Annotated in this window: 19 protein-coding genes; 14 read left to right on the top strand and 5 right to left on the bottom strand. The window is 73.0% G+C overall.

What is annotated here, in order from left to right:
- The first annotated feature begins 75 nt into the window (after positions 1-75).
- From AB0I67_RS10765 to AB0I67_RS10745, 5 genes are all read left to right on the top strand, one after another.
- On the top strand, positions 76-1,434 hold the full coding sequence (locus tag AB0I67_RS10765; protein WP_357920990.1) for a solute carrier family 23 protein: 1,359 nt from the start codon (positions 76-78) through the stop codon (positions 1,432-1,434).
- A complete protein-coding gene (locus AB0I67_RS10760) occupies positions 1,431-2,303 on the top strand; it encodes an FAD binding domain-containing protein (protein WP_357920987.1) in 873 nt (290 codons plus the stop codon). Before AB0I67_RS10765 ends, AB0I67_RS10760 begins: the two co-directional genes overlap by 4 nt.
- A gap of 67 nt (positions 2,304-2,370) precedes the next feature.
- Positions 2,371-2,859 (top strand): (2Fe-2S)-binding protein, encoded by a 489-nt coding sequence (locus AB0I67_RS10755; protein WP_357922148.1) that lies wholly within the window; start codon positions 2,371-2,373, stop codon positions 2,857-2,859.
- Complete coding sequence (cutA, locus tag AB0I67_RS10750) at positions 2,856-5,210, top strand: aerobic carbon-monoxide dehydrogenase large subunit (RefSeq protein ID WP_357920984.1); 2,355 nt, start codon at positions 2,856-2,858, stop codon at positions 5,208-5,210. The genes AB0I67_RS10755 and cutA overlap by 4 nt, the downstream gene beginning before the upstream one ends.
- Positions 5,211-5,267: 57 nt before the next feature.
- Positions 5,268-5,675 (top strand): hypothetical protein, encoded by a 408-nt coding sequence (locus AB0I67_RS10745; protein WP_357920981.1) that lies wholly within the window; start codon positions 5,268-5,270, stop codon positions 5,673-5,675.
- On the opposite strand, the gene cydB is transcribed toward AB0I67_RS10745, so the two are convergent.
- The 3 genes from cydB to AB0I67_RS10730 form a co-directional block, all read right to left on the bottom strand.
- Entirely contained in the window at positions 5,668-6,552 is an 885-nt protein-coding gene (cydB, locus tag AB0I67_RS10740; RefSeq protein ID WP_357920978.1) for a cytochrome d ubiquinol oxidase subunit II, read from the bottom strand. The two genes, AB0I67_RS10745 and cydB, sit on opposite strands and share 8 nt — an antisense overlap.
- A gap of 2 nt (positions 6,553-6,554) precedes the next feature.
- Positions 6,555-7,925 (bottom strand): cytochrome ubiquinol oxidase subunit I, encoded by a 1,371-nt coding sequence (locus AB0I67_RS10735; RefSeq protein ID WP_357920975.1) that lies wholly within the window; start codon positions 7,923-7,925, stop codon positions 6,555-6,557.
- Positions 7,926-8,128: 203 nt separating this feature from the next.
- Positions 8,129-9,004 (bottom strand): polysaccharide deacetylase family protein, encoded by an 876-nt coding sequence (locus AB0I67_RS10730; protein ID WP_357920972.1) that lies wholly within the window; start codon positions 9,002-9,004, stop codon positions 8,129-8,131.
- A 68-nt stretch (positions 9,005-9,072) separates the two neighbouring features.
- Here AB0I67_RS10730 and AB0I67_RS10725 point away from each other — a divergent pair, with 68 nt between their 5' ends.
- From AB0I67_RS10725 to AB0I67_RS10715, 3 genes are all read left to right on the top strand, one after another.
- Entirely contained in the window at positions 9,073-9,825 is a 753-nt protein-coding gene (locus tag AB0I67_RS10725; protein WP_357920969.1) for a carbon monoxide dehydrogenase subunit G, read from the top strand.
- A gap of 123 nt (positions 9,826-9,948) precedes the next feature.
- Positions 9,949-10,845, top strand: a complete 897-nt coding sequence (locus AB0I67_RS10720) for a hypothetical protein (protein WP_357920966.1) — start codon at positions 9,949-9,951, stop codon at positions 10,843-10,845.
- Between the two features lie 42 nt (positions 10,846-10,887).
- Complete coding sequence (locus tag AB0I67_RS10715; RefSeq protein ID WP_357920964.1) at positions 10,888-11,547, top strand: DsbA family oxidoreductase; 660 nt, start codon at positions 10,888-10,890, stop codon at positions 11,545-11,547.
- A gap of 28 nt (positions 11,548-11,575) precedes the next feature.
- Here AB0I67_RS10715 and AB0I67_RS10710 read toward each other — a convergent pair whose 3' ends face one another.
- Positions 11,576-12,247: a thymidine kinase gene (locus tag AB0I67_RS10710; protein ID WP_357920961.1), complete on the bottom strand. Its 672-nt coding sequence runs from the start codon at positions 12,245-12,247 to the stop codon at positions 11,576-11,578.
- 113 nt (positions 12,248-12,360) lie between these two features.
- Between AB0I67_RS10710 and AB0I67_RS10705 the strand changes: the two genes are divergently transcribed.
- From AB0I67_RS10705 to AB0I67_RS10690, 4 genes are read left to right on the top strand one after another with little or no spacing between them, the layout of a single operon-like run.
- Complete coding sequence (locus tag AB0I67_RS10705; protein WP_357920958.1) at positions 12,361-12,738, top strand: hypothetical protein; 378 nt, start codon at positions 12,361-12,363, stop codon at positions 12,736-12,738.
- 60 nt (positions 12,739-12,798) lie between these two features.
- Positions 12,799-14,817 (top strand): hydantoinase/oxoprolinase family protein, encoded by a 2,019-nt coding sequence (locus AB0I67_RS10700; RefSeq protein ID WP_357920955.1) that lies wholly within the window; start codon positions 12,799-12,801, stop codon positions 14,815-14,817.
- Positions 14,801-16,618 (top strand): hydantoinase B/oxoprolinase family protein, encoded by a 1,818-nt coding sequence (locus AB0I67_RS10695; protein WP_357920952.1) that lies wholly within the window; start codon positions 14,801-14,803, stop codon positions 16,616-16,618. The genes AB0I67_RS10700 and AB0I67_RS10695 overlap by 17 nt, the downstream gene beginning before the upstream one ends.
- 5 nt (positions 16,619-16,623) lie before the next feature.
- On the top strand, positions 16,624-17,493 hold the full coding sequence (locus AB0I67_RS10690; protein ID WP_357920949.1) for a Gfo/Idh/MocA family oxidoreductase: 870 nt from the start codon (positions 16,624-16,626) through the stop codon (positions 17,491-17,493).
- Here the strand turns inward: AB0I67_RS10690 and AB0I67_RS10685 are convergent.
- Positions 17,490-18,041 carry an AAA family ATPase gene (locus tag AB0I67_RS10685; protein ID WP_357920946.1) on the bottom strand — a complete coding sequence of 184 codons (552 nt, stop codon included), beginning with the start codon at positions 18,039-18,041 and terminating at the stop codon, positions 17,490-17,492. The two genes, AB0I67_RS10690 and AB0I67_RS10685, sit on opposite strands and share 4 nt — an antisense overlap.
- Positions 18,042-18,098: 57 nt before the next feature.
- Here AB0I67_RS10685 and AB0I67_RS10680 point away from each other — a divergent pair, with 57 nt between their 5' ends.
- Positions 18,099-19,274 carry a CoA transferase gene (locus AB0I67_RS10680; RefSeq protein WP_357920944.1) on the top strand — a complete coding sequence of 392 codons (1,176 nt, stop codon included), beginning with the start codon at positions 18,099-18,101 and terminating at the stop codon, positions 19,272-19,274.
- Positions 19,271-20,746 (top strand): carboxyl transferase domain-containing protein, encoded by a 1,476-nt coding sequence (locus AB0I67_RS10675; RefSeq protein ID WP_357920943.1) that lies wholly within the window; start codon positions 19,271-19,273, stop codon positions 20,744-20,746. The genes AB0I67_RS10680 and AB0I67_RS10675 overlap by 4 nt, the downstream gene beginning before the upstream one ends.
- The last annotated feature ends 136 nt before the right edge of the window (positions 20,747-20,882 follow it).

Raw genomic sequence — 20,882 nt, 5'->3', positions numbered from 1 at the left:
AAGCACAGGGGTGCGGGAGGAGCCTGCGGGGCGGCCACCGAACCGACAACCCGACAGTGACCAAGAGGGGCACTCATGGTTATGGGTTGGACCAAACACGGCGACGGCAAACATCTGGCCCCTGACGAGGTCGTCAGACCGGACGAGCGGCTCACCTGGCCGCGCATGATCGGCTTCGGCGCGCAGCACGTCGTCGCCATGTTCGGCGCGACGTTCGTGTTCCCGCTGGTCATGGGGCTCAACGCGAATGTCGCGATCATGATGTCGGGGGTCGCGACGATCCTCTTCCTGCTGATCGTGAAGGGCAAGGTGCCCAGCTACCTGGGCACCAGCGCCTCCTTCGTGGGCGGCGTGATCGCGATCCGCGCCCTGTTCGGCGGGGACACCCCGGCGGTGGACGCCATCGTCACCGGGGCGATCCTCATCGCCGGCCTGGTGCTGGCGCTGGCCGGGCTCGCGGTGCACTTCATGGGCGTGCAGATCATCCACAAGATCTTCCCGCCGGTGGTCACCGGCGCGGTGGTCATGCTGATCGGCTTCGGCCTGGCCTTCGTGGTGGCCGACGTCTACTGGCCGCAGGACCAGTGGCTCGCGCTGGTGACCATGGTGATCACCTTCCTGGTCATCGTGGTCTTCCGCGGCTTCATCGGCCGCATCGGCATCCTCATCGGCCTGGTGCTCGGCTTCGTCCTGTCGTGGGGCGCCGACCGGGTCTTCGGCGCCATCACGGCGTTCAACGCCGGCACCGGCAAGGTGGACACGCACTTCCGGGTCGACTTCTCCACCGTGGAGAAGGCCCCGTGGATCGGCCTGCCCGACTTCCACGCGCCCGACCTGCGCCTGGGCGCGGTCCTCCTGGTGCTCCCGGCGGTGATCGCGCTGATCGCGGAGAACATCGGGCACGTCAAGGCGGTCGGCGAGATGACCAAGACCGACGTGGACCCGTACGTGGGGCGCGCGGTCATGGCCGACGGCATCGGCACCATGGTCACCAGCGCGGTCGGCGGCTCGCCCACCACCACCTACGCCGAGAACATCGGCGTCATGGCGGCCACCCGCGTCTACTCCACCGCGGCTTATTACATCGCGGGCGTCATCGCGATCCTGTTCGGCCTGTGCCCGAAGTTCGGGGCCCTGGTCGCGGCCACCCCCGGCGGCGTGCTCGGCGGCGTCACGGTGATCCTCTACGGCATGATCGGCCTGCTCGGGGCAAAGATCTGGGTGGAGAACCGGGTGGACTTCGCCGATCCCGTCAACATGGTGCCGGTCGGCGCGGGCATCATTCTGGCCATCGGGCCGGTCAAACACATGATCACCGAGGAGTTCACGCTGGAGGGCATCGCGCTCGGCACGATCGTCGTGGTGGGCGGGTACCACCTCCTGCGGGTGATCGCCCGGCGACCATCGTCCACCATCAGGGAGCGCACCGGGTGAAACCACCCCCCTTCGAGTACCACTCGCCCCGCGACCTCGCCTCGGCGCTCGCCGCCCTGGACGAGGCCGGGGCGGGCGGCAAGGTCCTCGCCGGCGGGCAGAGCCTGATCCCGCTGCTCAACATGCGCCTGGCCGCGCCCGCGCACCTGGTCGACATCAACCGGCTGGCCGAGCTCGACCACGTGGGAGCCGAGCCGGGCGGGGTGCGGGTGGGGGCGCTGGCCCGGCACTCGCGGGTGGAGCGTTCCGGGGCGCACCCGCTGCTGACGCGGGCGCTGCGGCTGGTGGCCCATCCGGTGATCCGCAACCGCGGGACCGTGGTCGGCAGCCTCGTGCACGCCGACCCGGCCGCCGAACTGCCCGCCGTCCTGGCCGTTCTCGGCGGTTCGGTACGGCTGGCGCGCCACCCCGGCGGGCCGGGCCGGGAGCCGCTGGTGCGGGAGGTGGCGGCGCGGGACTTCTTCACCGGGCCGCTGGAGTCGGCCGCCGAGCCCGGCGAGCTGGCCGTCTCGGCGTTCTTCCCGGATCTGCCGCCCCGGTCGGGCGCGGCCTTCCACGAGGTGGCCCGGCGGCACGGCGACTACGCCCTGGCCGGGGTCTGCGCGGTGGTCACCCTGGACGAGGCCGGCGCGGTCGCCGTGGCCAGGGCGGCGTGCGTCGGCGTCGCCCCCGTCCCGCTCGTGGTCGACGTGAGCGAGCAGGCCCGGGCCGGCTGGCCCGCGGCGGCGCAGGCCGTACGGCAGGCGACCGAGCCGGAGGAGGACATCCACGCGAGCGCGGACTACCGCCGCCACCTGGTCGGCGTGCTGGCGGAACGGGCCTTCGAACAGGCGGCCCGCGAGGCGACCGAAGGGCAGCGGCATGGCTGAGGGCGGCAGGGCTGAGGGCGGCAGGGCTGAGGGCGGCAGGGCTGAGGGCGGCAGGGCTGAGGGCGGCATGGGGCGGGAGCGGCGGCATCAGGTGAGCCTGGTCGTCAACGGCGTGGAGCGCGGGGCGGAGGTGCCGGCCCGGCGGCTGCTGTCCGACTTCCTCCGGCACGACCTCGGCCTGACCGGCACGCACGTGGGCTGCGAGCACGGCGTCTGCGGCTGCTGCACGGTGCTCCTGGACGGCGAGCCGGTGCGCTCGTGCCTGACCTTCGCGGTGAGCGTGGACGGCCGGGCGGTGACCACGGTCGAGGGCCTGGCCGGCCCCGAGGGCATGTCCCCGGTGCAGCGCGCCTTCGCTGAGTGCCACGGCCTGCAGTGCGGCTTCTGCACCCCGGGCTTCCTGTGCACGGTGACCGCGCTGCTGGCCGAGAACCCGGCCCCCACCGACGAGGAGGTCGTCGAGGGCATCTCCGGCAACCTGTGCCGCTGCACGGGGTACCAGAACATCGTCAAGGCGGTGCACCGCGCGGCCGAGCTGATCGCGGAGGAGTCGTGACCACGAGCGTGTTCGGCGAGGGCGTGCAGCGGCGGGAGGACCCGAGGCTGCTCACCGGGCAGGGCCGCTACCTCGACGACCTGGGGCGCGGCGCGCTGGCGGTGGCGTTCGTGCGCTCGCCGCACGCCCACGCCCGCATCCGCGACATCGACGTGAGCGGCGCGCTGGACGCCCCGGGCCTGGTCGCCGTCTACACCTGGGAGGACCTGCCGGACCTGCTGGCCCAGCCGCTGCCGCTGCTCATCCCGCACCCGGCGCTCACCCACGGCCGGACCGCCTACCCGCTGGCCCGCGAGGTGGTCCGGCACGTCGGCGAGCCCGTGGTCATGGTCGTCGCCGAGGACCGCTACCTCGCCGAGGACGCCTGCGGCCTGATCGAGGTCGACTACGAGGTGCTCAAGCCGGTCGTCGGCATCGAGGAGGCCGCGCAGAGCGCGCAGCTCGTGCACGAGGACGTGCCCGGCAACGTCGGCGCGCACCTGGTGCAGGAGGTCCCCGCGCTCGACGGCCGGGGCGCGCGCGAGCGCATCGAGACCGCCCCGCACACGCTGGCCTTCCGCCTCGACATCGAGCGCAGCGCCTCGATGCCGCTGGAGGGCCGTGGCGTCTACGCCCGCTGGGACGGCGCCGACCTGCGCGTCTACAGCAGCACGCAGACCTCGACCAGCGTGCGCATGGCCCTGGCCGCCAAGCTGGGGCTGCCGCTGCCGAACGTCGAGGTGATCGCCCCGGACGTGGGCGGCGGCTTCGGCGTGAAGATCGTGCACCCGTGGCCGGAGGAGATCCTGGTCCCGTGGGCGGCGATGACGCTCGGGCGCGAGGTCAAGTGGGCCGAGGACCGGCGCGAGCACTTCGTCTCCAGCGCCCACGAGCGCGGCCAGGTGCACTTCGTGCGGGTCGGCTTCGACGACGAGGGCCGCGTCGAGGGGCTGGAGGTCACCATCCTGCACGACCACGGCGCCTACACGCCCTACGGCATCATCGTGCCGATCATCAGCTCGACGCAGTTGCTCGGGCCGTACCGGATCGGCGCCTACCGGGTGGAGTTCTCCTCGATCTACACCAACACCGTGCAGGTCACCCCGTACCGCGGCGCCGGCCGGCCGCAGGGCGTGTTCTGCATGGAACGCACGATGGACAAGATCGCGCAGTACCTCGGCCTCGACCGCACCGTGGTGCGCGAGCGCAACTTCATCCAGCCCGACGAGTTCCCCTACGACCAGGGCATGATCTTCCAGGACGGCCGGCCGCTGATCTACGACAGCGGGAACTACCCCGAGATGCTCCGCATGCTCAAGGAGCTGATCGGCTGGGACGCCTTCGAGCGCCGCCCCGGCATCGGCCTGGGCCTCGGCTGCTACGTCGAGGGCACCGGCGTCGGCCCCTACGAGGGCGGCCACGTGCAGATCACCTCCGACGGCCGGGTGCACGTCTCGACCGGGCTGACCAGCCAGGGCCAGGGCCACGAGACCGTCTTCGCGCAGATCGCGGCGAGCGAGCTGGGCGTGCCGATCGAACGGGTCAGCGTGGTCACCGGCGACACCCGGCGCTTCGGGTACGCGGTCGGCACCTTCGCCTCACGGGCGGCGGTGATGAGCGGCAACGCCATCGCGCTGGCCTGCCGGAAGGTGCGCGAGAAGGCGCTGCGCATCGCCGCCGACGCGCTGGAGGCCGACCCCGCCGACCTGGAGATCACCGAGGGGGAGGTGCACGTCAAGGGGGCGCCGGGCGCCGCCGTACCGCTGGCCACCGTGGCGGTGCTCGCCAACCCACTGCGGTACGCCTTCGACGAGGAGACCAAGCGGGCCACCCAGTTCGCCACCGCCGCCTCCCCCGACCGGCCGCCGGTCGCGGCGGGGGAGGAGCCGGGCCTGGAGGGGCGCGACTACTACTCGCCGATCCGCTCGACCTTCGCCTCCGGCATGCACGCCGCGATCGTCGAGACCGACCCGGAGACCGCGGAGATCCGCATCCTGCGGTACGCGGTCGTGCACGACTGCGGGCGGCTGATCAACCCGATGATCGTCGAAGGGCAGATCCACGGCGGCGTCGCGCAGGGCGTGGGCGGCGCGCTGTACGAGCGGATGGTCTACGACTCGCACGGGCAGTTGCTCAACGCCTCGTTCATGGACTTCCTCATGCCGTACGCGACCGAGGTGCCGAGGATCGAGACGGCGCACCTGGAGACGCCCTCGCCGCTCAACCCGCTGGGCATCAAGGGGGCGGGGGAGGCCGGGGTCATCCCGGTCTCGGCGGTGCTGGCCAGCGCGATCGAGGACGCCGAGGGCTTCCCGATCGACCGCATGCCCCTGTCGCCGTCGGAGCTGTGGCACCTGCGCCGCGAGCGCTGAACCGGGCCCGCGCCGCGAGCGCTGAACCTGGCCTGCGGGCGGTGCGTACCTCGGGGCATGACGACCCTTCGGCGGCCTGCCGCCCTTCTCGTCCTGCTCTGCGCGGCGGCCTGCTCGCCGGGCGCCGAGGCCGTGCCGCAGAGCGCGCCCAGTGGCCGGCCGCTCTCCGTCGAGCAGCTCGCCGCGCAGGTGGGCTGCCGGCCGCACATCCAGGTGGACGCCGCGGACATGCGCACCGGCCACTGCCGGACCGCCGACGGCGAGTTCTTCCTGAGCACCTTCGTCTCCCAGGCCGGCAAGGACGCCTGGATGGACGTCGCGCCGGAGTACAACCCGCACCTCGTCGGCCCCCTGTGGACCGCGCTGGCCGACCGCGCGGTCCTCGACCGGCTCCGGGCGAAGCTGGGCGGCGAGCTCCATCTCAAGGATCACCGCACCGGCACGCCTGGGGCGAGCCCTACTTGACCGGGTGCAGCCGCCGGGCCATCGAGGCCGGCGGCGCCGGCGGGGCCAGGCGCTTCCTGAACACCCAGTACGTCCATGCCTGGTAGGCCAGGACGAAGGGCAGGAACGCCAGCCCGATCCAGGTGAGCACGCCCAGCGTGTACTCGCCCGAGGCGGCCACCGCCAGCGTCAGGCCGGGCAGCGGCTCGGCGTGCAGCCCGGTGAACAGCGCGGCCGAGACGCCGATGATGGCGAGCGCGGTCGAGGTGAAGGCCCAGCCCTCGCGGCGGAACCAGATCAGGACCAGCGCCGCCGCCAGCGGGACGAGCGCGATCCACGAGACGAACGCGGCCAGCGGCAGGGCCAGGGCCCCCGCGGCGAGGGCGGCGGCCCGGGCGCGCCGCCGTACCGCGCCCTCGGTCTTGAGCGCCAGGAAGACCGCGCCGTGCAGCAGGCTGACCAGCAGGGCGAAGAAGCCGCCCAGCACCGCGTTGACGCCGGCGGTCGAGGCGAACAGCGCGCCCCACACGAAGGCCGGCAGCGCGCTGCCGAGCACGATGCCCAGGTCGCACCAGCGCGGGTTGTCCACCTTGCCGCGCCACTCCAGGCCGACGCCGCGCACGATCAGGCCGACCAGCACCAGCAGCAGCGGGATGTAGAAGGACGACAGCAGCCCGGCGTACCAGGCGGGGAAGGCGGCGAAGGTGGCGCCCACGGCGGTGATCAGCCACACCTCGTTGCCGTCCCAGACCGGGCCGATGGTGCTCAGGGCCTGCTTCTGCTCCTCGTCGTCGGCGCTGACGAAGGGCGCCAGCACGCCGACCCCGAAGTCGAATCCCTCCAGGACGAAGTAGCCGGTCCACAGGAAGGCGATGATGAAGAACCACAGCTCGATCATGATCAGTACCCCATCAGGACGGGTTCGCGGCGCTCGGCGGGCTTGGCCGGGCGGTCGGGGCCGCGCTTGACGTGCTTGACCAGCAGGACGGCCTCCGCCACGGCCAGCGCGCCGTACAGCAGGGTGAAGACGGCCAGCGAGGTGGCCACCTCGGCCAGCGTGACGCCGGGCGAGACGCTGGAGGCGGTGAGCAGCTCGCCCATGACCGTCCAGGGCTGGCGGCCGATCTCGCTGACCAGCCAGCCGGCGATCACCGCGATGAGCGGCAGCGGGAGGGCCAGGACCAGCAGGCGGGCGAACCAGCTCGGCGCGGGCCGCCGGCGGCGGGTCAGCCAGAGGCCGAGCAGCGCCAGGCCGACCGTGCTGAGGCCGAAGCCCTGCATGATGCGGTAGGACCAGAAGGTGACCGCCATGTCGGGCCGGTAGTCGCCGGGGCCGAACCTGGCCTCCATCTCCTTCTGCAGGTCCTCGCTGCCGCGGATGACGGCGTCCGGGTCGTTGGTGGCCAGGATGCTGAGCAGCTTGGGGATCTCGACGCCGGGCACGACGTGGAACGGCGCCCCCGCGGTGTCGCGCTCCAGGCCCTCGGCGGCGGCCAGCTTCATCGGCTGCTGGGTGTGCAGGAGCTTGGCGGACATGTCGCCCGTGCCGGCGACGACCGCCCCCGCGATCGCCGTCATGACCAGGGCGCCGCGCATGGCGCTGCGCCAGGGGCTGACCGCCGTCTCGACCGTGCGGTCGGGGTCCCTGCGCTCCTTGAGCAGGTGGTAGCCGCAGACCGCGAGCACGAAGCCGCCGGCCACGACGAAGCTGGCGGCCACCACGTGCGGCACCTGGGCCAGCGCGGTCGAGTTGGTCAGCACCGCCCAGATGTCGGTCATCCTGGCCCGGCCGTTCTCGACCGTGTAGCCGACCGGGTGCTTCATCCACGCATTAGCAGCAAGGATGAAATATGCCGACAAATTGGACCCGATGACCGCGGCCCAGATCGTCGCCAGGTGCACCCGCTTGGGCAGCTTGTCCCAGCCGAAGATCCACAGCCCCAGGAAGGTCGACTCCAGGAAGAAGGCGAGCAGGGCCTCCAGCGCCAGCGGTGCGCCGAAGACGTCGCCGACGAAGATCGAGTACTCGCTCCAGTTCATGCCGAACTGGAACTCCTGCACGATGCCGGTGACCACGCCCATCGCGAAGTTGATCAGGAACAGCTTGCCGAAGAACTTCGTCAGCCGCAGGTAGTGCTCCTTGCCGGTGCGGTGCCACGCGGTCTGCAGGGACGCCACGAACACGCCGAGGCCGATGGTCAGCGGCACGAAGAGAAAGTGATAGACGGTGGTCACTCCGAACTGCCACCGCGCGAGATCCAGCGCGTCCATGCGTCCCCTTGCTCTACGACGTGTAGTAGGTCTATCCCCAGTAGTACTACGGCTTGTAGAGCAATGCGAGGAGAGAAGACTGCGATCTTCCTCACATGGCGCCCCCCGCCGGGCACAACCCTCTCCCGTACGGCAGGCCGAAGACGTCACCCGGCGGGCGGAACCTCGCTCAACCGCTGGGCGGACAGGGGATCACCAGGGGATCAGCGGACGCCGGCCGCCTTCAGATAGGCCTGGAGGTCGCCCAGCTCGTAACCCCGGCGCTTGATCTTGCTCACCAGGATCCGGAAGTCGCGCTCCAGATTGGGCCGGAAGTGCAGGAGCAGGATGTCGCCTGGCCGCAGCCGCTTGTCCGGCACCTGGTAGGCGATCTTGCCACCCGGCTGCACGGTCGCGGTCCACAGCAGCACGGCGGTCATGCCGCAGGCCTTGGCCGCCTGCAGCGTGGCGTCGTTGTAGTTGCCGAACGGCGGCCGGAACAGCACCGGCCGCGCGCCGATCTCGCGGCGGATCACCTTGGAGGCGCCGCAGATCTCCTGCCGTTGCGCCGCCTCGCCGAGCAGGCGCAGGTTGGGGTGGGTGAGGGTGTGGTTCTCGATCGGCGCGCCGGCCTCGGCGAGCTGCCGGAAGTAGTCCCACTTGCCGGCCCCGACGAACCGCGCCTGCCCGCCGGACCGGTCGGGGGTGCCGACCGCCTCGACCGCCTGGCGCATGGCGAACACGGTGATCGGGATGCGCTGCTCGCGCACCTGGCGGACGAAGCCGGGGTCCTGCTCCCAGCCGTCGTCGATGGTCAGGAAGACGACCTTCCGCTTGGTCGGGATCGAGCTGATCACCGGCGGCAGCGCGCCGGCCTTGATCCGGCCGACCTCGCCGGGGCGGGGGAGCGCGCCGGCCGGGCCGCTCCCGGCTCCCTGGGAGCCCTGCGGCCTGGCCTGCGGGGAACCGTCCGAGCCGGCACCGGGCCGGGCCGGGCCGCCGGGCGCCGCCTGCGAGGTGGCGCACCCGGCCGCCAGGGCCGTCGCCGCCAACGCCGCCGTGATCCTGCCGCAACCCCGCCGCCCCCAGAACATGGTCATGGAGTCTAGGCGCGCCTGGCACATGTTGCCCTTAAGGCAGCGCCCGGGCTCCCCCTAGAGTTGACCAGGTGAAGGTCGCAGGCAGCGCCTTGATCGGCGTCGACAGAGAGCGGGTCTGGGCAGCGCTCCAGGACCCGGCGGTGCTCGTGCGCACCATCCCCGGCTGCGAGCGGCTGGAGGAGACCGGACCCGACACCTACCGGATGACGGTGACCGCCGGGGTGGCGAGCATCAAGGGCGTCTACCACGGCGAGGTCGTCCTCGCCGAGCCGGTCGAGCCCGAGCGGTTCACCCTCAAGGCGCGCGGCCAGGGGGCGCCGGGGACGGTCGAGGCCACCGTGCTGGTACGGCTCACGCCCGAGGGGGCGGCCACGCGGGTGGACTACGACGCCGAGGCCGTGGTGGGCGGGCCGGTGGGCGGGGTCGGGCAGCGCATGCTCGGCGCGGTGGCCAAGCGGACCGCCGGTGAGTTCTTCACCGCCGTCGACCGCCACCTGACCGCCACAGCCTCCTCCTCGGCCGCCGCCGACGCCCACGCGACCCCCACCGACGCCCACGCGACCGCCGCCGACCCCCACTTGCCGGCCTCCGACGCTCGGTCTGCGGCCGGTGACCCGCGCCTGGCCGCCGCGGGGGACCTGCCGGTGGCCGAGGCCCGGCCGGTGCGCCTGTCCTCGCCGGGCGCGGTCTACGAGCGGCCTGCCGTACCCCGGCAGGAAGGCGGGGGACTGCCCGTGACGGCGGCCTTCGCCCTCGGCGCGGTCACCGCGCTGGCGGGCGTCGCGGTCGGCTGGGCCCTCGCCCGCCGCCCCCGCCACTGACACCCGCCACTGACACCCGGCACTGACACCCCGGCACCGGCACCGGGATCGGCCGGAAGCGCGCGTGTCGGGCTCATGGCTTATGGGCTCGCCGAAAAGGATCTCCCGGCGTAGCGTGGGCCTATGCGCCAGGCACGTGCGGAAGACGCCAGGACAGAGGCCAGACGAGTCATCCAGAACCTGCTCGGCGAGGAACGTCCCACCTCGTCGACGCTGATCGAGCAGGCCCGCCCGGTCATCGGGCAGGACCGGACGGCGCGCTGCGTCGAGCTGGCGCTGGGCGCCTCGCTCACCAGGCGCTCGGCCGAGCTGGCGTCGCTCGCGGCGCTGCTGGTGGGCACCCGGGAGCTGGGCGAGGAGTGGTGGCGGCGCGAGCGCGGCCCCAAGCTCCCGGCCCCGCAGGAGGTGCTGGACACCGCGACCGCGATCGACCCGTGGACGGATCTCACCGTCCTGGAGATGCTCGCCGCCTGGATCGCCGACGACGCGGCCGACGCGTTGTGGGGTCCGGCGGTGGCCCAGGTGGACCTCAACTCCTGGCAGGCCGAGGACCGCTTCGACCTGCCCGAGGGCGTCAAGCCGGGCGCCCGGCTGGTGGTGCACTTCGACGCGGGCGGCCGGCTGGACGCGGTGGTGACCCGCCGTCCGGACGAGGAGCTCGGCTCCAACCTCGACTTCCAGTCGCTGCGCTACTCCCGCCCCGCCGAGACGCAGTGGAGCTGGGGCGTGGCCGCCGGCCTCGGCCCGCACCGGCTGCCCGGCGAGGACCCCGACCCGTACGCGCGCGAGGTGGACCCCGAGGCCGTGGAGATCCTGTACGGCTGGGCAACCCGCCACGGCGCCACCCCCGAGCTGCTGGGCGAGCCGTGGCGCACCGTCGGCGACGTGGTGACCGCGATCGAGCGGGTGGACTGGATGTGGCGCAGCGCGGAGTGGTTCGGCTGGTGGCGCGGCGCCTCCGCGCTGGTGGACGACTCCGGCTACCTGCCGCACCGCCTGGCCGAGCTGGCCGCCGGGTGACCGCGCGGAATCACCGCCTGAGCTGCGTGGTTACTGCAAGGCGTGAAAGTCGACATCTTCTCTGACGTAGCGTGCCCCTGGTGTTACATCGGGCACGCCCGCTTCGCCAAGGCCGCCGAGCGCTTCCGCGCCAAGGGCGGCCGCCTCGAAGTGACGATGCGCCCGTTCCTCCTCAACCCGGACGCGCCGCAGACCGGTGAGCCGCTGATGGAGGCGCTGGAGCGCAAGTTCGGCCCGAACTTCCGCGCGATGAGCGGCCGGGTGGCCGAGGCCGGCGCGGAGGAGGGCCTGGAGTTCGACTTCGAGCACGCCGTGCACACCTCGACCGCCGAGGCGCACCGCCTGATCGAGGTGGCCGGCCGGCAGGGTCTCGGCCACGAGATGGCCGACCGGCTGTTCCGCGCGTACTTCACCGAGGGCCTGAACGTCGGCGACGCCGGGGTGCTGGCCCGGCTGGCCGCCGAGGTCGGCGTCGAGGACACCGGCGAGGGCGCGGACGAGGTGCGCTCGCAGCTCCAGCGGGCCCGGGCGCTGGGCATCACCGGCGTGCCGCTGTTCCTGTTCGAGGACAAGTACTCCGTCTCCGGCGCGCAGCCGGCCGAGGTCTTCGACCAGGTCCTGGACGAGGTGGCCGAACGCACCGGCCAGGTCCCGCTGGCCCCCGCCGCCGACGGCTGCGACGACGGCTACTGCGCCGTCTAGGGCTCACTCAAAGCCGTCCGGAGCTGCCTCAGAGCTGCTGCGCGCCCGGCCCGAGGTCGCCCTCGCGATGGTGCCTGCGGCACAGCACCTGGTAGCGCACGGCCGCCTCGCCGATCTCCAGGTCGGGCAGCGGGTCGGGCGCCGGTTCGCCGGCGCCCGAGTCCGGCACGGTGTCCCCGATGACGACCTGCTCGCCGGTGCGGACCATGCGCCCGTCGACGACCCGCGCGTTGAGCTGCCCGGCGCGCCCGCACCAGCACAGCACCTCGACCTGCAGCCGCGACACCTCGTCGGCCAGCTCGAACAGCCGCTGCGCCGCCGGGAACATCACCGAGCGGAAGTCGGAGGCCAGCCCGAAGGCGTAGACGTCCACGCCGTGCGTGTCGACCAGGTCGGCGAGCTGCTCGATCTGCTCCACGCTGTAGAAGCACGCCTCGTCGCAGATCAGGTAGTCGACCTTGGCGTGCCGCTCGACGAGCCGGACCAGGTCGAGCCCGTCGGTGACCTCGATCGCCTCCTGGTCGAGCCCGATGCGCGTGGTGACCTGCGGCCCGCCGGAGCGGTCGTGCTTGGTCAGCACCAGCCCGCGCCGGCCCTGGCGGCCGTGGTTGTAGTTCATCTGCAGCGCCAGGGTGGACTTTCCGCAGTCCATCGGACCGTAGAAGAAGCGCAACTGCGCTACGCGCTCGACGACCTGCACTGATCCCCCTCGTCCCGGCTTGGTGCGTCCTGGAGACTACCGGAGATCGCGATCCGGTTGGCTCCGGCCTTTCGGGCATGGGAGATTTCTCCCACGAGTAAACAGGAGGAACCGTGGTCACCGAGAGCAAGCCCCCGGCGCTGGACGCCATGATGAAGACCGACGAAGTGACGGCTCAGCAGGCCGAGCAGCTCAGATGGCGCTACGGCTTCCTCGTCGTGGTGATCGGCATCGTCGCGATCCTGGTCGCCTTCGGCGCCGCGATCTGGGCGACGCAGGAGTCGGCGATGTTGTTCGCCGGCCTGGCCGGGGTGATCGGCACCATCATCGGCGCCTATTTCGGCATCCAGGCCGGCCAGTCGGGAAAGGCCCGCGTCGAGGCCGAGCTGGCCAAGTCGCAGGAATTGGTGGTACGCCTGGCCGCCTACGTGGGCACCGACCGCGCGCCGCGCATCCTGGACGAGGTGCTGGGCAAGAGGCGGACCCCGTGACGATCATTCGGCAGTTTTCGCCAGTGCAGGGCCCCGCCGAGAGGAAGTAGACAACTGGTCATGCGGAGCGTTCGTATCGGAGTGGACACCGGCGGCACCTTCACCGACGTGGTGGCGGTGGACGAGCACACCGGCGAGCTCTTCACGACCAAGACCCCGTCCACCCCCGCCAATCCGGCCGACGGGTTCGTCGCCGGGATCGAGAAGCTGGCCCAGAGCCGCGAGGAGGTCACCGGCGTGGTGCACGGCACCACGGTGGCCACCAACCAGCTCCTGGAGGACCGGATCGAGGACCTCGGCTTCGTCACCACCGAGGGCTTCGAGTTCATCCTGGAGATCGCCAGGCAGAGCGTGCCCGACGGGTACGGCAACTCCTACTTCTGGGTGAAGCCGCCGCGGATCGTCCCGGTGGACCGGATCCGCACCGTCGGCGGCCGGCTCGACCACCGGGGCGCCGAGGTGCGGCCCTTCGACGAGGCCCAGGCGGTCGAGGTCGCCCGCTGGCTGCGCTCGCGCAACATCACCGCGGTCGGCGTCTGCTTCCTGCACGCCTACGCCAACCCCGCGCACGAGCGGCGGATGCGGGAGGTGCTGGCCCGGGAGTACCCGGAGGCGGTCGTCTCGATCTCCAGCGACGTGCTGCGTGAGTACCGCGAGTACGAGCGGTCCATGACCACCCTGGTCGACGCCGCGGTCAAGCCGACCATGCAGCGCTACATCGCCAACCTGTCCGGCCGCCTGGGCCGGCAGTTCTCGGTGATGAAGTCCAACGGCGGCATCCTGTCGGCGACCGAGGTGGTGCACCAGCCGATCACCACCGTGCTCTCCGGGCCCGCCGCCGGTGCGCTGGGCGCGGCGCTGATCGCCGGCACGGCCGGGCACGCCTCGGTCATCACCCTCGACGGCGGCGGCACCTCGACCGACGTCGCCGTCGTCGTCGAGGGCGAGCCGTCGATCACCACCGAGGGCTCGGTGGGCCGCTACCCGTGCAAGATCCCGATGATCGACATCGTGACGGTCGGCGCGGGCGGTGGCTCGGTCGCCTGGATCTCGCCGGAGGGCAGCCTCAAGGTCGGCCCGCGCAGCGCCGGCGCCGACCCCGGCCCGCTCTGCTACGGCCGCGGCGGCACCGAGGTCACCGTCACCGACGCGCACGTCTTCCTCGGCCGCGTCCCGCCGCACCTGCTGGGCGGGGAGATCCCGCTGGACGCCGAGGCCGCCGCCAAGGGCGTCGCCGCCCTGGCCGCCAGGCTCAACCTCACCCCGGAACGGCTGGCCGAGGGCATCCTGGAGATCAGCGCCTTCAACCAGTCCAACGCCATCCGGCAGATCACCGTCAAGCGCGGCCTGGACGTGCGCGACTTCCCGCTGGTCACCTTCGGCGGCTCAGGACCCCTGCTGGCCTGCCGGCTGATGGACATCCTCGGCCTGCCCGCCGTGCTCGTCCCGCCGGACCCCGGCACCGTGTCGGCCTTCGGCCTGCTCACCGTGGACGTCAAGAACGACTACGTCCGCACGCACGTCACCCGCGAGCTGGCCCTGGAGACCGCCGCCGAGATCTTCGGCGCGCTGGAGCGCGAGGCCGCCGACGCCCTCGACCGCGAGGGCTTCGACGAGCCGGTCTTCGCCCGCAGCGCCGACCTGCGCTACTACGGCCAGGCCTACGAGGTGCGAGTGCCGGCCCCCGCCGGGCCGCTCGACGAGGCGTGGCGGGCCGAGGTGCTCGCCCGCTTCCACGAGGCGCACGAGAAGCTGTACGGCTACGCCTACCGCTCCGACGCGCGGCACGCCGTCGAGTGGGTCAACCTGCGCGTCTCCGGCATCGGGCCGATCACCCGCCCGGCGATCCGCCGCCGCGAGGCCAGGGGCGGCGACAGCCGTACCGGCAGCAGGAAGGTGCACTTCGAGGGCTACCACGACGCGCCGGTCCACTGGCGGGCCGCGCTCGACCCCGGCGCGGCCGTCACCGGCCCCGCGGTCATCGAGGAGTACGGCTCCACCATCCCGATCCACCCCGGCTTCACCGCGACCGTGGACGACTTCGGCAACCTGGAGATCCGCCGTGACCGTGAGCGCTGACCCGATCCTGGTCGAGATCGTCGAAGGCACGCTGGCGAGCGTCGAGCGCGAGGTCGAGACGGCCATCGCCCGCACCGCGCGCTCGCCGATGATCCGCGACGCGCACGACTTTCGCGCCGGCATCCACGACGTGCGGCTGCGCAAGCTCACCGGCCGCTCCTACAGCGCGCTCGTGCAGCCGGTCGTGCGCGACTTCCCGGTCGAGACGATGAACCCGGGCGACGTCTTCTTCCACAACGACGTCTACCTCTCCGAGGGCGGCATCGGCCACCTGCCCGACCTGTGCGTCACCGTCCCGGTCTTCCACGAGGGCGAGGTCGTCGCGTTCGTCCAGGCCTTCGGCCACCACGACGACATCGGCGGCTCGGTGCCCGGCTCGATGCCCTCGCACGCCCGCAGCGTCTTCGAGGAGGGCCTGATGGTCCCCCCGATCAAGCTGTGGGACCGGGGCGTGCCCAACGAGGCGGCCCTGCGGATCATGACCCGCAACTCCCGCATGCCCGACTCGCTGGCCGGCGACCTGGACGCCGAGTGCTCGGCCTGCCTGATGGGCGCGCGGCGGCTCACCGAGCTCTTCGACCGGTACGGCAGGCAGGCCGTCGAGGCCTGCTTCGACGCCATCATCGGCAAGACCACCGAGGTCTTCCGCACCGAACTGCTGGCGAAGGTCCCCGAAGGCGTCTACGTGTGGGAGGACTACGCCGAGCACGACGGCGTGGACGAGCCCCGCCTGCACGCCCAGCGCATCACCCTCACCGTCGACCACGCCGCCGAGGCGCCGCTGACCATCGACTTCACCGGCACCTCGCCCCAGGCCAAGGGCCCCATCAATCACGCCGGCGACTACGCCGACGGCGTCTTCCTGAAGAAGTGGCTCGCGCCCATCCTGCGCAACCTGGCCGACACCCCCGAGCGCATGGCCGAGCTCGACGTCAACGAGGGCGTCGTGCCGCTGATCAAGATGGTCTTCCCGGAGAAGGGCACGCTGCTCACGCCGATCTTCCCGGCGCCGACCAACGCCCGCACCTTCGTCATCCTGCGCCTGCTGGGCGTGCTGGCCGGGGCGCTGGCCAAGGCGACCGGCGGGCGGATGCCGGCCGACCAGGAGACCATCCGCTACACCGGCGTCTACGGCACCGACGCGAGCGGCGTGCCGTACCTGATGCGCGAGGTCCTGGGCGGCGGCTCCGGCGGGCGCTGGTACGCCGACGGCGAGGACACCATCCACGTGGTGCCCGACTCGCGCAACATCCCGGTGGAGTTCGCCGAGTCGCGCTGGCCGCTGCGGGTGGAGCGGCTCGGGCTGGCCTGCGACTCGGGCGGGCCGGGGGAGTTCAGGGGCGGGCTCGGCTACGACAAGCACGTGCGCGTGCTGCGCGACGCCTCCTACATGTCCATCGCCGACCGCTCGATCCTGTCGTGCTGGGGCGTCAACGGCGGGCTGGCCGGCCGGCCGTTCCGGGTGGACGTCAACGGGCGGGAGATGGACGGGCTGGTCGACGACTACCCGGTCAAGGCGGGCGAGGTCATCCGCATCCGCACCACCGGCGGCGGCGGGTGGGGCTCGCCGTACGACCGCGATCCGCGCAAGGTGGCCGCGGACGTGCGCGACGGCAAGGTCTCCATCGCCGGCGCGCTGGGCGACTACGGTGTGGTGCTGCAGGACGGCCGGGTGGACGAGGTCGGCACGGCCGAACTGCGCGCCACGTTGCGCGCCGGCCGGCGCGCCTTCTTCGACCGTGGCCCCGGCTACCCCAAGCTGGCCGGCGGCCGCAGCCACGCGGAGGTGGACGAACTCTGAGCCGCATGCGCATCGCCCTCGCCGGGCTGGCCACCAGCCACCCCTACGCCGACGCCAGGGTGCTGGCCCGGCACGCCGAGCTGGCGGTCTGGGAGCCCGACCCGGAGCGGCTGGCCCGCTTCACCGCCGAACACCCGGCGGCCACGGTCTGCGCCGGCCTGCCCGAGCTGCTGGACACCGCCCCGGACGGCGTCGTGCTCACCGTGCCCACCCCGCTGGTGGCCGGCGCGCTGGAGCCGATCCTGGAGCTCGGCGTGCCCGTCTACGTCAACAAGCCCGCCGCGGCCACCCGCGAGCAACTCCTGGCCCTCGACCGGCTGCGGCCGGGCGAGCACGTGCTCACCGGCTCGGTGCTCCGCTTCGCGCCCGCCTTCCGCGCGCTGCGCGTCGACCCCGCCGAGGTGCTGGCGGTCCGGGTCACCGTACGGCACGACGTGGGCCAGTGGGCGCGCGGCCACAACCCCTGGCAGGACGCCCCCGAGGAGGGCGGCGGCACCCTGGTCACCATGGGACTGCACGGCGTCGAGCTCCTGGTCGCGCTGCTCGGCCCGGACGCCCGGCTGATCGGCGCGGGCGGGGCCGTGCGCGGCTACGACACCCTGCGCTCGGAGGACACCGGCCTGCTGGCCCTGCAGTGGTGGGGGAGCGGCATCCTCGGCACCGTCGAGATCCTCGGCGTCACCGACGACGACTCCTACACCGTCACCGTGCACACCAGGAAGGGCTCGGAGGAGGTCGTCCTGCACGACGACCTCGGCTTCGAGGCCACCGTCGAGGCCTTCCTGTCCATGGTCGGCGGCGCCCCGAGCCCGGTGCCGTGGCCGGAGGCCAGAGCCGTCCTCGACCTGCTGATCAGCGCCCGCGAGAGCGCCTAGGTGTTCACCACGAGGTCGGCGCGCTCCCGGGTGCCGTCCGCGGCGAACCACGCGCGCTCGGCCTCGAACCACGCCTGCCAGCGCTCCTCCAGCCCCGGCCCGTCGCGGTCGAGCACCCGCCGGCGGCGGACCGCCTCCGGCGCCTCGACCCACACCGTGTACGCCAGCAGGTGGGCGACGGACCGGCGGGCGGTGCCGACGCCCTCGACGAGCACGACCGGGGCGGGCGGGACGAGCACCTGCTCGCCATACCGGCCGGCCACCCAGTCGTAACGCCGGAAGGAGCCGGGACGATCTTCGGACAGCGGCACCAGCACGGCCTCCTCCAGCGCGGCGAACCAGCCGCCGGGACCCTCCTCCCACGGCACCGGGAAGTCGTCGCTGCGCACGACCTGCGCGCCGAGCTCGGCGCCCAGGGCCAGGGCGAAGGTGGTCTTGCCCGAGCCGGCCGGCCCGTCCACGGCGACCAGCCGGGCCGGGCCGCAGGAGGGCGGGCGGGCCAGGATCGCGGCGGCGGCGCCGGCGAGCCGGGCGGCGAAGGTCGTCATCGATCCGATCCTGCCATGGTGGATGATGGAGGCTCCGACTTGACGTGGAGGCTGACCTTGCACGGACCCCTGGGTGACATCGTCGTCCTCGATCTGTCGCGGGCCCTGGCCGGTCCGCACGCGGCCCAGATGCTCGGGGACCTGGGCGCCAGAGTGATCAAGGTGGAGCACCCGGCGGGCGGGGACGAGTCGCGCGGCTGGGGGCCGCCCTTCGTCGGCCCGTCGGGGGATATTTCGACGTATTTTCTGGCGGCCAACCGCAACAAGCAGTCGATCGCGGTCGACCTGAAGTCGGCCGAGGGCAAGGCGCTGGTCGAACGGCTGGTCCGGCAGAGCGACGTGCTGATCGAGAACTTCCGCACCGGCGTGCTCGACCGGCTGGGCTTCCCGGTCGAGCGGCTGCACGAGCTCAACCCCCGGCTGGTCGTGCTCTCCATCACCGGCTTCGGCCACGACGGGCCCGAGGGCGGGCGGCCGGGCTACGACCAGATCGCCCAGGGCGAGGCCGGGCTGATGTCGCTGACCGGGCCCGGGCCGGGCGAGCCGTACCGGGTGGGGGCCTCCATCGCCGACCTGCTGGCCGGCATCCACGGCGCGTACGGCGTCGCCGCCGCCCTGTACGAGCGCGAGCGCACCGGCAGGGGCACGGTCGTGCGCACCTCGCTGCTGGCCGCGGTGACCGGCGTGCACTCCTACCACGGCACCGCCTGGACCGTCGGCGGCCAGGTGCCCGTGGCGGGCGGCAACCACCACGCCTCCATCGCCCCCTACGGCGCCTTCCGCTGCGCCGACGGCCTGTTGCAGATCGCGGTCGCCAACGAGGGCCAGTGGCGCAAGGTCGCCACCCTGCTCGGCCTCGACCCCGCAGACCCGCGCTACGCCTCCAACCCGGCCCGGTTCGCGCACCGGGAGGAGCTGATCGGCGACATGGAGAAGGCGCTGGCCGCGCACGGGCGGGCGCACTGGCTGGCCGCGCTCGGCGAGCTGGGCGTGCCGGCCGGCGCGATCAGGTCGATCGACGAGGTCTACGCCTGGGAGCAGACCCGCTCGCAGGGACTGCTGGTCACCGTCGAGCACCCCGTGCTCGGCCCGATCGAGCTGCCCGGGCCGCCGCTGCGCTTCGACGACCACCCGGAGGCGGTCCACACCGCCCCGCCGGCGCTCGGCCAGCACGACGAGGCCGTGCTGGCCTGGCTGGAGGCCCGGGAGGGCGTCGCGGGGGAGCAGGGGTGAGCCGTCCCGACGCCCGCACGCTGATCGGGACGGTCCTCGACGCCGGGTCGTGGCGCTCCTGGGACGTCCCGCCGGAGGACCCGGCCCCGCCGGGCAGCTCCTACGCCGAGGAACTGGCCGCGATGCGCGCCAAGTCCGGCTACGACGAGTCCGTGATCAGCGGCGAAGGCCGCCTCGGCGGCCGTCGCGTGGCCCTGGTGGCCTGCGAGTTCTCCTTCATGGCCGGCTCCATCGGGGTGGCCGCCGCGCGCCGCCTCATCGACGCCGTCGAGCGCGCGACCGCCGAGGGGCTGCCCCTGCTCGCCGCTCCGGCCAGCGGCGGCACCCGGATGCAGGAGGGCGCGCTCGCCTTCGTGCAGATGGTCAAGATCACCGCGGCGGTCCAGCGGCATCGCGCGGCGGGCCTGCCGTACGTGGTCTACCTGCGCCACCCGACCACCGGCGGGGTGTTCGCGAGCTGGGGCTCGCTCGGCCACGTCACCGCGGCCGAGCCCGGCGCGCTGATCGGCTTCCTGGGCCCGCGGGTCTTCGAGTCGCTGCACGGCTACCCCTTCCCGGAAGGCGTCCAGACCGCGGAGAACCTGTTCGCGCACGGCCTGGTCGACGCGGTCGTCGACGCCCCCGACGTGCGGCAGATCGCCATCCGCGCGCTGTCGGTGCTCTGCCGCGAAGGCAAGACCGCCGAGCAGGGCCCCGAGCCGGAGGAGGACCTGCGCCCGGTCGAGGCGTGGGAGGCGATCACCCGCTCCCGCCGCGACGACCGGCCCGGCGTGCGCGCCCTGCTCAAGCTGGCCGCGCACGACGTCACCCCGCTCAACGGCACCGGCGAGGGCGAGCACGACCCCGGCCTGCTGCTGGCGCTGGCCCGCTTCGGCACCGCGCCAGCCGTCGTGCTCGGCCAGGACCGCCGCCGCCAGCGCGCGGTCGCCCCGCTCGGCCCGGCCGGGCTGCGCATGGCCCGCCGCGGCATGCGCCTGGCGGCCGAGCTCGGCCTGCCGCTGGTCACCGTGATCGACACCGCGGGCGCGGCGATGTCCAAGGCCGCCGAGGAGGGCGGCCTGGCCGCCGAGATCGCCCGATGCCTGGCCGACCTGGTCACCCTGCCCGCGCCCACGGTCTGCCTGCTGCTCGGCGAGGGCGCCGGCGGCGGCGCGCTGGCCCTGCTGCCCGCCGACCGGGTCGTCGCCGCGCAGCACGCCTGGCTGTCGCCGCTGCCGCCGGAAGGCGCCTCGGCCATCCTCTACCGCAGCGTCGACTTCGCGCCCGAGATCGCCCAGGCGCAGGGCGTCCGCGCCACCGACCTGCGGCGCGACGGCATCGTCGACCGCGTCGTGCCCGAACGGCCCGACGCCGCCTACGAGCCGCGCACCTTCTGCCAGCGTGTCGCGCGCACGCTGGAGTACGAGATCGCCGGCCTGCTCGGCCAGGATCCAGCGGTACGGCAAGCCGCCCGCACCGCCCGCTACCGGTGACGGAACCAGCGCATCAGCCGCCAGCCGCGCCGCCGGCGCCGGACCTCGTCCCATCGCGCCTGTGTGATGGGGTAAGCGTGCGCCCGCGCTCGCAGGGCCTCACGCAGGCGCCCTTCCAGCTCGTCCACACCTGTGA

Origin of the sequence: Nonomuraea sp. NPDC050310 (assembly GCF_040655795.1) — a bacterium.
GTDB lineage: Bacteria > Actinomycetota > Actinomycetes > Streptosporangiales > Streptosporangiaceae > Nonomuraea.
This window is presented reverse-complemented; position numbering and strand designations above follow the sequence as displayed.

What these genes read in the sequence shown, in the direction of transcription:
- AB0I67_RS10765 (WP_357920990.1), top strand. Translation starts at nt 76, where the DNA reads ATGGTTATGGGTTGGACCAAACACGGCGACGGCAAACATCTGGCCCCT.
- AB0I67_RS10755 (WP_357922148.1), top strand. Translation starts at nt 2,371, where the DNA reads ATGGGGCGGGAGCGGCGGCATCAGGTGAGCCTGGTCGTCAACGGCGTG.
- AB0I67_RS10745 (WP_357920981.1), top strand. Translation starts at nt 5,268, where the DNA reads ATGACGACCCTTCGGCGGCCTGCCGCCCTTCTCGTCCTGCTCTGCGCG.
- cydB (WP_357920978.1), bottom strand. Translation starts at nt 6,552, where the DNA reads ATGATCGAGCTGTGGTTCTTCATCATCGCCTTCCTGTGGACCGGCTAC.
- AB0I67_RS10735 (WP_357920975.1), bottom strand. Translation starts at nt 7,925, where the DNA reads ATGGACGCGCTGGATCTCGCGCGGTGGCAGTTCGGAGTGACCACCGTC.
- AB0I67_RS10730 (WP_357920972.1), bottom strand. Translation starts at nt 9,004, where the DNA reads ATGACCATGTTCTGGGGGCGGCGGGGTTGCGGCAGGATCACGGCGGCG.
- AB0I67_RS10720 (WP_357920966.1), top strand. Translation starts at nt 9,949, where the DNA reads ATGCGCCAGGCACGTGCGGAAGACGCCAGGACAGAGGCCAGACGAGTC.
- AB0I67_RS10700 (WP_357920955.1), top strand. Translation starts at nt 12,799, where the DNA reads ATGCGGAGCGTTCGTATCGGAGTGGACACCGGCGGCACCTTCACCGAC.
- AB0I67_RS10690 (WP_357920949.1), top strand. Translation starts at nt 16,624, where the DNA reads ATGCGCATCGCCCTCGCCGGGCTGGCCACCAGCCACCCCTACGCCGAC.
- AB0I67_RS10685 (WP_357920946.1), bottom strand. Translation starts at nt 18,041, where the DNA reads ATGACGACCTTCGCCGCCCGGCTCGCCGGCGCCGCCGCCGCGATCCTG.